The 13,373-nt window shown below is 56.0% G+C and carries 11 protein-coding genes; 3 read left to right on the top strand and 8 right to left on the bottom strand.

The genetic code is table 11. The features are described 5' to 3' along the window. Positions 1 to 25 precede the first annotated feature (25 nt). From PAG01S_RS05540 to PAG01S_RS05550, 3 genes are all read right to left on the bottom strand, one after another. Entirely contained in the window at positions 26 to 307 is a 282-nt protein-coding gene (locus tag PAG01S_RS05540) for a hypothetical protein (protein ID WP_010247933.1), read from the bottom strand. A gap of 185 nt (positions 308 to 492) precedes the next feature. After that, positions 493 to 1,806: an LLM class flavin-dependent oxidoreductase gene (locus tag PAG01S_RS05545; RefSeq protein WP_062757953.1), complete on the bottom strand. Its 1,314-nt coding sequence runs from the start codon at positions 1,804 to 1,806 to the stop codon at positions 493 to 495. Between the two features lie 47 nt (positions 1,807 to 1,853). Then, positions 1,854 to 2,924 (bottom strand): iron-containing alcohol dehydrogenase family protein, encoded by a 1,071-nt coding sequence (locus PAG01S_RS05550; protein ID WP_062757955.1) that lies wholly within the window; start codon positions 2,922 to 2,924, stop codon positions 1,854 to 1,856. A 252-nt stretch (positions 2,925 to 3,176) separates the two neighbouring features. On the opposite strand from PAG01S_RS05550, the gene PAG01S_RS05555 reads away from it, so the two are divergent. Continuing rightward, entirely contained in the window at positions 3,177 to 3,722 is a 546-nt protein-coding gene (locus PAG01S_RS05555) for a GNAT family N-acetyltransferase (RefSeq protein WP_033758314.1), read from the top strand. A gap of 79 nt (positions 3,723 to 3,801) precedes the next feature. After that, positions 3,802 to 5,112 (top strand): MmgE/PrpD family protein, encoded by a 1,311-nt coding sequence (locus PAG01S_RS05560; RefSeq protein ID WP_062757957.1) that lies wholly within the window; start codon positions 3,802 to 3,804, stop codon positions 5,110 to 5,112. 5 nt (positions 5,113 to 5,117) lie between these two features. On the opposite strand, the gene PAG01S_RS05565 is transcribed toward PAG01S_RS05560, so the two are convergent. Genes PAG01S_RS05565 through PAG01S_RS05580 form a run of 4 tightly spaced genes read right to left on the bottom strand, consistent with a single transcriptional unit; the run spans position 5,118 to position 9,989 of the window. Next, entirely contained in the window at positions 5,118 to 7,403 is a 2,286-nt protein-coding gene (locus PAG01S_RS05565) for a molybdopterin-dependent oxidoreductase (RefSeq protein ID WP_062757958.1), read from the bottom strand. Between the two features lie 33 nt (positions 7,404 to 7,436). Further along, positions 7,437 to 8,198, bottom strand: a complete 762-nt coding sequence (locus tag PAG01S_RS05570; protein WP_062757960.1) for an amino acid ABC transporter ATP-binding protein — start codon at positions 8,196 to 8,198, stop codon at positions 7,437 to 7,439. After that, entirely contained in the window at positions 8,191 to 9,114 is a 924-nt protein-coding gene (locus tag PAG01S_RS05575) for an amino acid ABC transporter permease (protein WP_010247951.1), read from the bottom strand. The genes PAG01S_RS05570 and PAG01S_RS05575 overlap by 8 nt, the downstream gene beginning before the upstream one ends. Beyond that, complete coding sequence (locus PAG01S_RS05580; protein ID WP_010247954.1) at positions 9,111 to 9,989, bottom strand: ABC transporter substrate-binding protein; 879 nt, start codon at positions 9,987 to 9,989, stop codon at positions 9,111 to 9,113. Before PAG01S_RS05580 ends, PAG01S_RS05575 begins: the two co-directional genes overlap by 4 nt. A 713-nt stretch (positions 9,990 to 10,702) precedes the next feature. Here PAG01S_RS05580 and PAG01S_RS05585 point away from each other — a divergent pair. Beyond that, positions 10,703 to 12,625, top strand: coding sequence for a methyl-accepting chemotaxis protein (locus tag PAG01S_RS05585; RefSeq protein ID WP_062757962.1), 1,923 nt, complete (start codon positions 10,703 to 10,705; stop codon positions 12,623 to 12,625). A gap of 431 nt (positions 12,626 to 13,056) precedes the next feature. On the opposite strand, the gene PAG01S_RS05595 is transcribed toward PAG01S_RS05585, so the two are convergent. Further along, a complete protein-coding gene (locus PAG01S_RS05595) occupies positions 13,057 to 13,317 on the bottom strand; it encodes a hypothetical protein (RefSeq protein WP_010247965.1) in 261 nt (86 codons plus the stop codon). Between the last annotated feature and the right edge of the window lie 56 nt (positions 13,318 to 13,373).

The raw sequence follows: 13,373 nt of genomic DNA on the forward strand, positions 1-13,373 counted from the left end.
CCCTGCAAAGTGAATCAACACAGGGTTATTTTCCCGTTTTTTTTCGCCAGAAGAGAGAGAAAGCAATCGCTGTTAATACGCCAATCAGGGGCATCGTGGCCGCGCCCGCCAGAAAGTTGTGCTGGTCGATGCGTTTGTCCCTGCGGATATCCGCGAAGCGTGCGAGTGCCTGTTTTTCATCTGAGGCACGAACTTCCTCGAACTGTTTTTTATAACCCTGCTCTGTCAGATCGAAAGCTCGTGTTACGTCCGATCTTTCAAGTGCAACAGTGTATTTGCCTTTGGTATAGAACCTGTATTCTGACATTCAGCGATCTCACATCCCAGAGGATAGATTTGCACTATATCGGGTATGAATGGGTTTGCAGAACGCTTTTGGAAAATAGTGCGGCACAATACAGTCTCCAGCCTCCCTGCTGAGTTAACCGCATATCCTTTTCCAGCAAACTGCATGCAGTATTGCGGTAATATTTCCCGTGATGACCGTGGCTGTTAACTCTCTTCGGTTATCACTTTAAGCCCCAGATTCTCCCGCAGCGTGGCAAACTCATACTCATCGCGAAACAGTCCGCGACGTCGCAGTTCCGGGATCACCAGCTCCACAAACAGATCCAGCTGTTCCGGCATAATGGCTGGCATGATGTTAAAGCCGTCCGCGCCGCCCTGCTCCAGCCACTGCTGGAAGTCGTCGGCGATATCTTCAGCGGTACCGACAATCACGCGGTGTCCGCGTGAACCGGCGGCGACGGCGGCCAGCTCACGCAGCGTCAGATTCTCGCGCTTTGCCATATCGGTCATCAGCTTAACGCGGCTCTGATTACCTTCGCCCAGCGGAACCTCCGGTACCGGGCCATCCAGTGGATATTGGCTGAGATCCATACTGAACCGCAGTGAGAGCTGACGAAGCCCGTTCTCAATATCCACCAGCGTATTCAGCTTTTTCCACAGCGCCTTCGCCTCCTCACGCGTGCGGCCAATAATCGGCATGACACCGGGCATGATCACGACATGATCCGGGTTACGCCCGGCGGCAATGACCTGCTCCTTTTGAGTGCGATAGAACGCTTGCGCTTCCTCCAGACTGGCGGAGGCGGTAAAGATCACTTCCGCTGTCTCAGCCGCCAGCTTCTGACCATCAGCAGAAGAACCTGCTTCGATAATCACCGGACGTCCCTGTGGCGAACGCGTGATGTTCAGGGGGCCTTGTACCTGAAAATGCTCGCCCTGATGGTTGATCGGTTTGATCTTCTCATCAACAAAATAGTCCCCGGTCGCTTTGTCGGGCTGTACTGCCCCCGCTTCCCAACCCCGCCACAATTTGTCTGCCACCTCAAGGAACTCCCGCGCACGGGCATAGCGGGAAGCGTGGTCGGGCATATCGCTGCGGCTGAAGTTACGTGCAACGTCAGTGGAAAACGAGGTCACGACGTTCCACGCGGCCCGGCCACGGCTGATGTGATCCAGTGACGAGAAACTGCGCGCCAGCGTAAAGGGATCGCTGAAGGTGGTAGAGGCGGTTGCGGCCAGGCCAATACGTCTGGTGTTGACCGCCAGCGCCGCCAGCATCGTCAGCGGTTCAAGGCGTGCCATGGTCGACGGCAGACGATACATGCTGGTTGCCAGTGCATCACCCACAAAGAACAGGTCGAACTTACCCACTTCGGCTTTTTTAGCCAGCGTGATCAGCCAGTCGATGTCAGTGGGATCGCCCAGCTGTTCCGTCAGACGCCAGCCGCTCACGTGCTGACCCACCGGTTGAACAAACAGGCCGAGCCGCAGGCGACGTGATGGAGTGAAATGATTCATGAACGATTCCTGGTCTGTAAGGTGAAAAGGCGCGCCGCAGCGCGCGCTTAAAAAAGGGTGTCCGTCGCCAGCAGCGCCTGTTCCAGCGCGCGGGCGGAGACGCTAAACGGCAGCCGTTCTGCGCAGGCCTGGGGGAATTTAATCTGCTGCGCGATGTTGCGCAGCGCGCTATGGCGATCGCCGCGTAACACCGGCAGCTTCAGCGGCATATCGTAGTGTCGCAGCAGCGCAAGGAGTTCCGCATCCGCGACGCCGTCATGTTCCATCAGCGACTGCACCAGCAGGCTGAAGCCGACTTTCTCACCGTGCAGCCAGTGATGCAGCTCCGGCAGGTGCGTCAGTCGATTGTGAATGGCGTGCGCAAAGCCCGGCGTCGGCAGCAGGTCGCGCACACTGTTCGCCAGTCCGGCGAGCACGATAGTGGCATCAATGACTCTGACCAGTTCAGGCGTGACCCGCTGCTGCTGGCAGGCCAGGATCGCGGCGTCTCCCTGCTGCCGGAAAGTGTCAAGCGCCTGCCGCGCGGTCATCACCTTAAGATCCAAAGCCAGATCATCAGGGTTGTGCTGCTGGTAAGGCCGGAATTCATAATATTTGGCCAGCGCATCCACAATACCCGCTTTCAGGTAGCGCACGTCGCTCCGGGCGATTACTTCACTGTCCACCAGCACCAGCTCCGGCATTTTCCCCAGCGGCTGGCTGTGCAGATGGCCGCCTTGCTCGTTATAGATGATGGCAATCGGTGACCAGGCCGCGCAGGTTGCCGCCTGGGTCGCAAAGTTAACCAGTGTGACCGCCGGCAACTGGCTGGCAGCGGCTTTAGCCGCATCCAGCACGCGTCCGCCCCCAATCGCCAGCAGCAGTTCTGCGCCCTGCTGTTCGGTATGGTGTTTTAAGCTGGCGATGGCCTGATCGGTACATTCGCCCTCTAAATAGTCGAGCTGCCAGCGGATGCCATTCTCTTCAAGACTCTGGCTTAATTCCGGATTAACCGCCTGCCACGCCTGAGGAGAGGTAAAAATACGAATATGGGTGGCATAGGGTTTAATAAACTGACCGGCGCGGATGCGCAGGCCCGCCTCATGCGCATAGGCTCGCGGAGATGTAATGGCTAACACAGCAGCATCCTGATTATATAAAATAGAAAAAGACTTTTATTACAGTGAGTTAATAGCGTTTCATGGAATTTAATTTCTTTTCTGAATACTACGACAAATAACAATTTAAGCAATCAAAAACCGGCCATTTCATATTCACAAATCCGCATTAGGTTAGTTATTTTTCACACATAGCGACCCGGCTTTTACTGTTAATCTCTCATTCTGGCTGAATGAATTAACTGCCTGCCTGGCAGTTTTCCGGGAAATATTATGCAACTCGATTTTCGTCAGGTCAGAGAAGATGAGGTAGATGTTTATCTGGCGCTGATGCATGCCGCCTATGCACCCGTTAAAGCACTGGGCATTAAATTTGATGCCGCCACGGCTGACCGCGCTACAGCATTACGCCATCTGCAGAATCATGGCGTGTATGCGCTCTACATGCGTGACCAGATGGTTTCATCAGTGACCGTTCGCTATCCCTGGGGGCCGCTGCCCGGCCCGTTTGGGCTGCCGCATATCGGCTGGTTTGGCGCGCATCCCGACTATCCCGGCCACCATTTTGGTCGCCAGGTTCAGGATCGGTTAGAGCAGGAAATCCTGATCGATCAGTTGCATGCCCCAGCGGTCTCGCTGGGCACCGCCACCCATCACCCCTGGCTGAAAGAGATGTATCTGAAACGTGGCTTCCAGCCGATGCATACCCGCGATCTCGGTAAAGGTCACATCACCCTCTATATGAAAAAAGTACTGGACCCGGCGGCACATGATGCCTGGCTGAGCCGCCAGACAGCAGCAGAAGGAAACCCGCTATGAGCAGCGATAATCCCGCATCACTGGGCGAACAGCCGATCGCGTTTCGCCACGAACTGCACCGTTTTCCGGAGCGACCGCAATGAACCTGAGCGCAATGCTGGCTGAACATATCCTTTATAGTCAGCCGGATGAGTCAGCGCACCAGCACGCGCGTGAAGGTGTGCGGGACTTCCTGGCGGTGAGCTGGCCGGTGTTACAGGGCGAGGTGCCGGATAGCGGCTTACCGGCACTGCGCACAATCTACCGCGACGGCAGCGTGCGCTCGCAGGCGCTGCTGCTGGGCTATGCCGGACATGCGCTGGACTACGATGATTTTCATGCCGATTTTCGCGGTCACCCCAGCGTAGTGATCCTGCCCGCCCTGCTCGCCTGGCAGCAATATCAGCCAAAGCGCCTGAACCGTTTTCTGGATGCTTACGTCACGGGTGTGGAAATGGCAGGTCGCCTGGGACTGGCTGTCAGCCAGCAACATTACGCGCTGGGCTATCACAACACGGCAACGCTGGGCACCCTGGCAGCGGCGGCGGCACTGGCGCGTTTGCTGGCGCTGGAGAGTGATGCAACCGCGACCCTGCTGGGGATCGCTGCCACCCAGGCCAGCGGGCTACGCGCGCAGTTTGGTTCGGCGGTGAAACCACTGCACGCTGGTTTTGCCGCAGAACGTGCGGTGTCAGCGGCTCTGCTGACACTGGCCGGAATAGATGGCCGTCAGGCGGGTGTGATTGAGGCTTTTCTGGCAGCCAGCAGTTCGGGTCAGGCGCAGCCGGAGAAATTGCTGGAAAACTGGGGCCGCCCCTGGCGGATTAGCGCGCCCGGACTGGAGTTCAAACCTTTCCCAACCTGCGCGGGCACCCACAGCGCAGCGGAAGCGGCACAAATGCTGCGCCAGCAGTGGCTGGCAGCCGGCAAACCTCTTGATGCGCTGCTGAGCCAGATTGTCGATATCACCGTCGCCTTCCCGCCAGGCGGTGACATCGCCGCTTCCATATCAGTTCCGACGCACGGCATTGAAGCGCGTTTCAGCCTGGAATATGTGATTGCTGCGATGCTGATCTACGGCGATCTGCGTTTGCAGGATTTCGCCGAAGGCGATCTTAATCATCAGATTATGCCGCTGGCCGCCCGCGTCCGTCGTACTCCTGTTAACAGCGCGCCACCCGATGCGATCAATCCCGCCCTGCGCTTCCATGACGTCACGCTGACGCTGAGTGATAGCACAAAGCTGCATCAGCGCCGCACGCGCCAGCAGTCACTGGCAGAGAGTGTGGATGTAAACAGGAAACTGCAGCTGGCGCTGAAGGCGTCGTCGCCCGATCTGCTGGCAGCCAGTGAGCTGCGTTCAACGGCAGATTTGCAGGCGCTGGGCCGCGCAGTGCTGAGCGCCCTGTAACCGACTCATAACGGGGGAATAAAGGCCTGCACCGGCGTGACTTCCCCGGCAAATTTACGCACCTGTACCACCGTAATCTGCCCGCTACATCCCTGCGCCAGAGATGACGTCCCGATATCCAGCGTCAGCACATTGGGATTACCGTGACGACAAAGCGGACGGGCGGCAGTGGCGTCGACCGGATCGTACCAGGCACCGGTTGGCAGCTGTACCACGCCAGGCATAACCGTGTCGGTGAGACGTGCGCTGGCGAGCACATGGCCCCGATCGTTATAAAGCTCAATGATGTCGCCATCCGCGATAGCCCGGGCTGCCGCATCCTCGCTGTTGAGGCTGCAGACTTCACGCCCGCCACGCTTGCCACTCTGACTGAAATCACCAAAATCGAGCTGACTGTGCAGACGCGTCGCGGGCTGATTGGCAATCAGCCAGAATGGGTAGTCGGCGCTGGGTTTTTGCTGCGGTTCACGCCATACCGGATGGCCGGGACAGTTGTCATAACCAAAGCTGGCGATAGTGGCGGAGAAGATCTCAATTTTGCCGCCTGCTGTGGGCAGCGGTGCGGCGTCAGGGTCAGCGCGAAACGCATTGATCATCCGTCCACCATCCTTCACCTGCGGCAACGCCAGAATGCCCTGCTGCCAGAACTGATTGAAATCCGGTGTCTGCACCTGATGCGCCGCCAGTTTTTCCTGTAGCTGATGGTAAAGATGCTGCAACCAGCCTCGCGCATCGCGCCCTTCGCTAAACGCTTCTTCCCGGCCAAGTTGCCTGGCCAGCTCACGGAAAATCATGTAATCGTCCCTGGCTTCGGCGTAAGGCTGTGCCACTGGTTGCATGGCGATTAAATGGCGATCGGTCGGCGCACCGCCGATATCCTCTCGCTCCAGGGTCATGGTGGCGGGCAGGACGATATCAGCATGACGCGCACTGGCGGTCCAGACGCTCTCATGCACGATGAACGTATCCAGCTGGCAAAACGCCTGACGCAGCCGGGCCAGATCCTGATGGTGGTGAAACGGATTGCCACCCGCCCAGTAAGCCAGCCGGATATGAGGATAAGTAAGCTGACGGCCATTGTAGTCAAACCTGGTGCCAGGATTGAGCAGCATATCGGCAATACGGGCTACCGGAATAAAGCGGTCGATGCCATTTTTGCCCTGCGGCAGGGACGGAAAGCTGACCAGATTGTTATGTTTGCCATAATGGCCCAGCGCACCCAGTGCATAGGTATAGCCGCCGCCGGGCAGCCCGGGCTGTCCGAGTGCCGCCGCCAGCACAAGGCCAAGCCACACCGGTTGTTCGCCATGCTCGGCGCGTTGTAAGGCATGGGCGACCGTCACCAGTACGCGCTTGCCGTGCAGCTGTCGGGCGAACTGCCTGATCAGGTCGCTGCTGACGCCACAGATCGCGGACGCCCAGGGCGCGTCACGCACCACGCCATCCTCTTCACCCCGGATGTAGGCCACCATCTGAGGCCAGCCGACACAGTAGCGCGCCAGAAATGCCTCATCGGTTAACCCTTCGGTGATTAATACCGCCAGCAGGCCGAGTATAAACGCCGCATCCGTTCCGGGTCGCAGCGCCAGCCACTCACCCTGTGCTTCCTCTGGCAAATCGCTTTTCAGTGGGCTTACCGAGATAAAACGGGTGCCGCGCTGTGCTGCACGCTGCATAAAACCGCGCTCGGTATGCTCACTCAGGCCGCCGCTGGCCACCTGGGCATTTTTCAGCGCCAGCCCGCCAAACGCCAGCACCACCTCGCTGTGACCGGCAATCTCTTCCCAGCTCACGCCACGCCGGGCGACTTCATTCATGTCGCCCACAATATGCGGCAGCAAAACCGATGCCGCGCCGGAGCTGTAGCTGTTAACTGAGCGAACATAGCCGCCCAGCGTGGTGTTCAGGAAACGGTGCACCTGACTTTGGGCGTGATGGAAACGGCCTGCGCTTGACCATCCGTAAGATCCGCCAAAAATCCCCGCCGGGCCGTAAGCCTCACCGACCCGCTTAAGCTCCAGTGCAACCCGATGACTGGCTTCCTCCCAGCTAACCGCGACATATTCATCTGCCCCACGACGCCGATCCGGGCCAGGCCCGTTTTCCAGCCAGCCACGCCGTATCATCGGCCGTGCGACGCGTGCCGGGTGATTAAGTGCATGACGCAAGTTTTGCAACAGCGGACTGGGGTCGGGATCGCCCCCGAACGGCTCAATAAGCAGTTGATCGCCGCTGCGCTCAGCGTGAAAAGCGCCCCAGTGGGCGCTGTGCATTACCGGTTTTTGCGTCATCCTGCTTCCTGGTTATCACAAAAGAAACGGTGCTCAGAGCACCGTTGCGATAAAGTTTCTGACGCGTCCGTTGTCCGGATCGTTGAGTACCTGCTGCGTCGGGCCAGCCGCTACAATTTTGCCGCTCTCCATAAAGACGATGTTATCGGCGACCTCGCGGGCAAATCCGATTTCATGGGTGACAACCACCATGGTGATACCGGAATGCGCCAGCTGTTTAATGACCTGCAGCACTTCACCCACCAGTTCCGGGTCAAGCGCCGAGGTCGGTTCATCAAACAGCATAACGCCAGGATCCATCGCCAGTGCGCGGGCAATCGCAACGCGCTGCTGCTGACCACCGGAAAGGTTTTGCGGCCACTCATCTTCGCGACCAGACAGCCCCACCTGTTTCAGCAGCGCCAGTGCTTTGCTGGTCGCCTGATGGCGGCTCTGCTTTTTCACCCGCATCGGCGCATCCGTGATGTTCTGCAACACGGTACGGTGCGGGAACAGGTTGAATTGCTGAAACACCATGCCGATTTCCGCCCGCTGGCGTGCAATGGCACTGCTGTTGAGTTCGTGCAGCGCCTGGCCTTTTTGTCGGTATCCCACCATCTGGCCGCCGATACGGATGGTGCCACCATCCAGCTTCTCAAGGTGATTAATGCAGCGCAGCAGCGTGGATTTACCGGAGCCGGATGGCCCCAGAATCACCGTGACCGACCCGGCAGGTATATCCAGGTTAACGTCGTCGAGGATGGTTACGCCAGAGAAGCGCTTGGTGACCCTGCGCAGTGCAATTGCTTCAGCCATTGCTCACACTCCTTTGAGTTTTCGGCAGCGAAAAGCGCGGCAACGACGGCCAGAGGCTGCGCTTTTCACGTCGCGTGACACCGCGGCCAAAATAACGCTCCACGTAATACTGGCCCACTGACAGCACTGAGGTCATCAGCAGATACCACAGGGTGGCGACCAGCAGCAGCGGGATCACTTCATAGGTGCGCTGATAGATAATCTGCGCCGAAAACAGCACATCCTGCAGAGAAATCACTGACACCACTGCCGTGGTTTTCAACTGGCCAATGATCTCGTTACCCGCTGGCGGCATAATGGCGCGCATCGCCTGCGGTAAAACGGTATGACGGAAAATCTGAGCCGGGCGATATCCAAGCGCGCGTGCCGCTTCAATCTGCCCATTACCCACGCTCTGGATACCCGCGCGCACAATTTCTGCGGCATAGGCGGACTGATGCATGACCAGCGCGATCACTGCCGCACTAAACGGGCTGACCAGCGCGTTGGACTGTGCACTCCAGATCTCACCTAAACCGGGAATCGACAGCGCTATTCTGGGATAGAGCGCCGCGATGTTGTACCAGAGAAACAGCTGCACCAGCATCGGTACACCACGGAAAAACCAGGTGTATGCCCAGCTCACCGCAACCAGAACCGGGTTTGATGAGAGACGCATCAGCGCCAGCACCGTGCCGAAGGCAAAGCCTAGCACCACTGAAATGGCGGTGAGCTGCAACGTCATTAACACCCCCTGCAGAATGGAGGGCGCAGTGAAGTTTTCTGCGATGATCCCCCACTCAAAGCGCGGATTGTTAATCATCGAATGTGCCATCGCCACCACGCACAACAGCACCACCAGCGCACTCAGCCAGCGTCCGTAGTAGCGTTTACTGACGATTTTCAGATCGTCAGTGTGGTTCTGAATCTCACTCATTTAAAAATCTCTTCGTTGCGTCGGGCTTCGGTCACAGCACCAAATCCGATTCCCCAGTTATCAAGGATTTTCCGGTAGCTGCCATCTTTGATTAATGAGTTCAGCGCGGCCTGCACGGCAGGTTCAAGTGGAGAGGCTTTTGGGAAAGCGACAGAGACCGGTGCATCGTTAACGGTGATTTCGCCGCTCATGGTCAGCGGTTTGATTACCTTAACCTGCCACAGCAGCCCCTCATAGGGACCCAGGAACAGCGGTACGCGACCGCTGACCACCGCCTGCACGCCAGCCGGACGATCCGGGAATATCGCTACCTTGATGGGCTGCTTACCTGCGGCCTCACAGGCTTTACTGGCTTCTTCCAGCCGCGTAACCTGGGTGGTACCGGAACCGGCGCCGACCTCTTTGCCGCAGACGTCACTGAGTGATTTAAACGGGGCGATACTGGCGTCTTTTCGGGAAATAATTCCCAGCAGGCTGGCGTTGTAGTAGCCGACAAAGTCGATCTGTTTCAGGCGGGTCGGTGTGGCATTTATGTTCGACAGCGCCACATCGTAACGTCCGGTTTTCAGACCGGGAATGATGTTGTCGAAGCCGCCCGTGTCGCGCCACTCTACCGCGATACCCAGACGTTCACCCACCGCATTCATGATGTCGATTTCGCGACCGGCCAGCGTCTTATTATCTTCTTTATAAAAGGTAGTTGGCGGCGTATTCGGGTTTGTTCCTGCCACAATGTAGCCACGCTTGAGGATATCCGCAGGAATCAGCGTTTTCAGCGCCGGATCGGCTTTAACATGTATGCTGCTGTCAGCAGGCACTGAGGGTTCTGCCGCAAAGCTGACGGATGCGTTGAGCACGAGTGTGAAAAGGGTCATTCTTTTTATCAATTTCACCGGAACCTTTCTCCTGATATTTAAAATGTTCCCCCAGAGGGAAAAGCGATCGTGACCTGTTGTCAGCGCTGAAAGAAAGCCAGATAAGCGGCGGGCTCCAGAGCTTTTATCATTCTCGTAACGTTCTGTTGTCATTCTCAGTGAAGACCGGCGGCGATCACAAATGCTAAAACCGGGAATATTTTGCTGGAATATGGCAATGGCGCGCCTTGCCAGCCTGTTGAACAGGCGCGGGCATCCTGTGACCGAAGAGATGAGCAGTTTGGTAAGGATTGGCGAGGCGAGAAAACGTCATACTGCGGTTAATTAATTGGCACAGCCAGGCTCTGATGATTAATAAAAATATAATTTCATTGATAAGTATTTATTGAAAAATCATCTCTTTGCGCCTGACCGATTCTTTTATCCGGGACTTATTTGATCAAAATCAATAACTATTTATTCAGGTAATGTAAAGACTGCAGCAGGCACGGGAATCATAATTTTAATCAAAATTATCAATACATTACACGAAGTAAATCAAAGATTAGCAGGCAGATAGTTTCCCTTGAGAATAATGAAAGCCTCATTAATCAGATCATTGAGTAAGCATAAATAATATTAAAGCTTCGTCTGGCGCTGACGATAAGAAGATTATCTTTGAATTATTTAACAGCCTCTTCTCTGCTTCTGATATCTCACTAAAGGTGAACCTTATGGGCCTTGCTCAACGCATCTCCGATATTAAAATTGGGAAAAAACTGGGCGTCGGTTTTATCGTCGTCATTGCTGCCTCCCTCGCCATTACTTTTATCGCTTTCGATTGTTTTCGCAGTATTAAAGACAACTCCGCCCGGCGCACGATTACCGTGGAGATGGTAAACACGTTAAGCAAGGCACGCCTTAACCGCACCCTCTACCAGTACACCAAAGATCCCAAATTTGCCACGCAGAACGTTCAGGCCCTGAAGGAGTTAGATGCCCTTTATAAACGGCTGGATGGATTCAAATGGGATGAGATGGGCCAGCAGAAAGTCGCGCTGATGGGGCAGTTACTTAACGATTATCAGAATCAGCGCCAGACATTCGTGACGGCTGCGCAGGCGACAAGCAGCGCCTTTGATGCCATTAAACCGGGTGCCCTGATTGCGCTTGCGCATCAGTTTGAATCACTCGATATGGCTCTGACACCCGACGCGGCGCTGCCGGTCATGCACCTGGCCGCAGCGCTGTTTGATGCGGCCAATGTTGAAAAAGCGTTTCTCGATAAGCCGTCTGAGGCCAGCAGAGAGGCGATTCTTGAAGAATACACCGCTATCAACACCCTGAGCGAGCAACTGGATATTTTCGCCCAGCCGAATATTAATGACGTAACGCGAAATGTGCTCAGCACTCTGACGCAGCAACGCCAGGCTTTAACGCGCTATGTCGATGCGACAGAGAAAGAAAAGAGCGAATCGGCGGGCCTGACCACCACCGCAGAGCGGCTCAATGCGGCGGTCTCCGATACCTTTGCCTATCAGTCCCAGCTATCCTCTGAATTTATCAAACAGGCGGAGTGGCGCATTGCTTTTGCCGCGCTGATTTGTGTGGTGCTGAGTCTGCTGATTGCCTGGCGGATCACCCGCAACATTACGCTGCCATTGAAAGAGACGCTGAACGCAGCGCAACGTATTGCCAGCGGTGATTTAACAACCTCACTGAAAACCACACGTGGTGATGAGTTAGGTCAGCTGATGCAGGCGGTAGATGCAATGAACATCAGCCTGCAGAACATCATCACCAACGTGCGTGATGGCGTCAGCAGCGTGGCGCGTGCCTCGGCGGAAATCGCGGCAGGTAATACCGATCTTTCATCCCGCACAGAACAGCAGTCTGCCGCAGTGGTTCAGACCGCGGCCAGCATGGAAGAGCTCTCTTCAACGGTGAAACAGAATGCGGAGAACGCTCACCATGCGAGTCAGCTGGCGACAGACGCGTCAGTGAATGCCGGACGTGGTGGCGAGATTATCCGTGACGTTATCGAAACCATGAACAACATCAGCCAGAGTTCGGGCAAAATCGGCGAGATCATTCACGTCATCAACAGCATCTCTTTCCAGACCAATATTCTGGCCCTTAACGCCGCCGTCGAAGCGGCACGAGCCGGAGAGCAGGGTCGCGGATTTGCGGTGGTTGCCGGTGAAGTCAGAAATCTGGCCCAGCGCAGTTCACTGGCCGCCAAAGAGATTGAAACGCTGATACGCGAGTCACTTGATCGGGTTCATGATGGTTCTGAATTTGTGGAACGCGCCGGTACCACCATGGATGACATCGTCCGCTCTGTCAGTCAGGTTAAAGATATTATGGGTGAAATTGCTGCCGCATCTGACGAGCAAAACCGCGGCATTTCTCAGATCGCCACGGCAATGGCCGAGATGGATACCACGACGCAACAGAACGCCGCGCTGGTTGAAGAGTCCTCCGCCGCAGCCAGCTCACTTGAATCTCAGGCTGATGAACTGGAAAAAACAGTGGCCGTATTCCGTCTCTCTCCCGGACAAAGCAGCGTCAGCCGGGGCGCACCTGCCCTGTCGCCGCGTTTAGTGCCCGCAGTGCCCGTTAATGCATCCGCAGAGTCCAGCTGGGAAAGCTTTTAACGGTTAGCGAAGCGTTAATTCTGTCTGACCGTAAATAGAGCCAGCCTTAATTGATTGAGGCTGGCTGAAATAACAGCCCTCTTCAGACAAATAAGTGATCTGATTAATCATAAGATAATAAGCCGTAGCGGTTAACGCGCGAATGACAGGGTCAGGCGAGCATCCGGAAACTGAGGGAAGGTCATATTTCGGCCACGACAGCTGAAACAAGCTGGCTCGTGCCTGATGATTCCGGTTTATATCCCGGCTGGCTTTGAAATGAGGGTAGATAAGAATCGCGATCGGTCTGTACAGAAAGCGATAGAGAGAGAGTTGTCGTCCCTGACAGCTTCTCCGGCCGGTCTACGCTTTCGCGCAACCGATGAGGTCGTCCGCTTCGTCGTTTTCCGGCCGGAGCCGGACTACGTCCATTGGCATCAGTTCCGTTACTGCTAGTTCAGCTCTTCGTTCAGGCTTGCAAGCGTCTGCAGGTACGGCACCTGCTGTTGAGCAATCGCCGGTGACTCAAAACTACTCAGCCAGCTTCTGGCTTCGGCGATTTTCGTCAGCCGATCCGCGTTGCTTTCAGATTTCGCCATATAACCCAGTTGGGTAAAGAGTGTTGCGATACTGATTTCTTTTTCACCCAGGGCAAGGCTTAGTGCCGCTTCGCCAATAATGACGTGGCCTTTCTCGTCGTTTTGAAATAACACAGAAAATCCTCCATTAGATACGAATTGATGACAACCTCACCAGAGACTGTAGTCGT

It is taken from the genome of Pantoea agglomerans NBRC 102470 (genome assembly GCF_001598475.1).
GTDB lineage: Bacteria > Pseudomonadota > Gammaproteobacteria > Enterobacterales > Enterobacteriaceae > Pantoea > Pantoea agglomerans.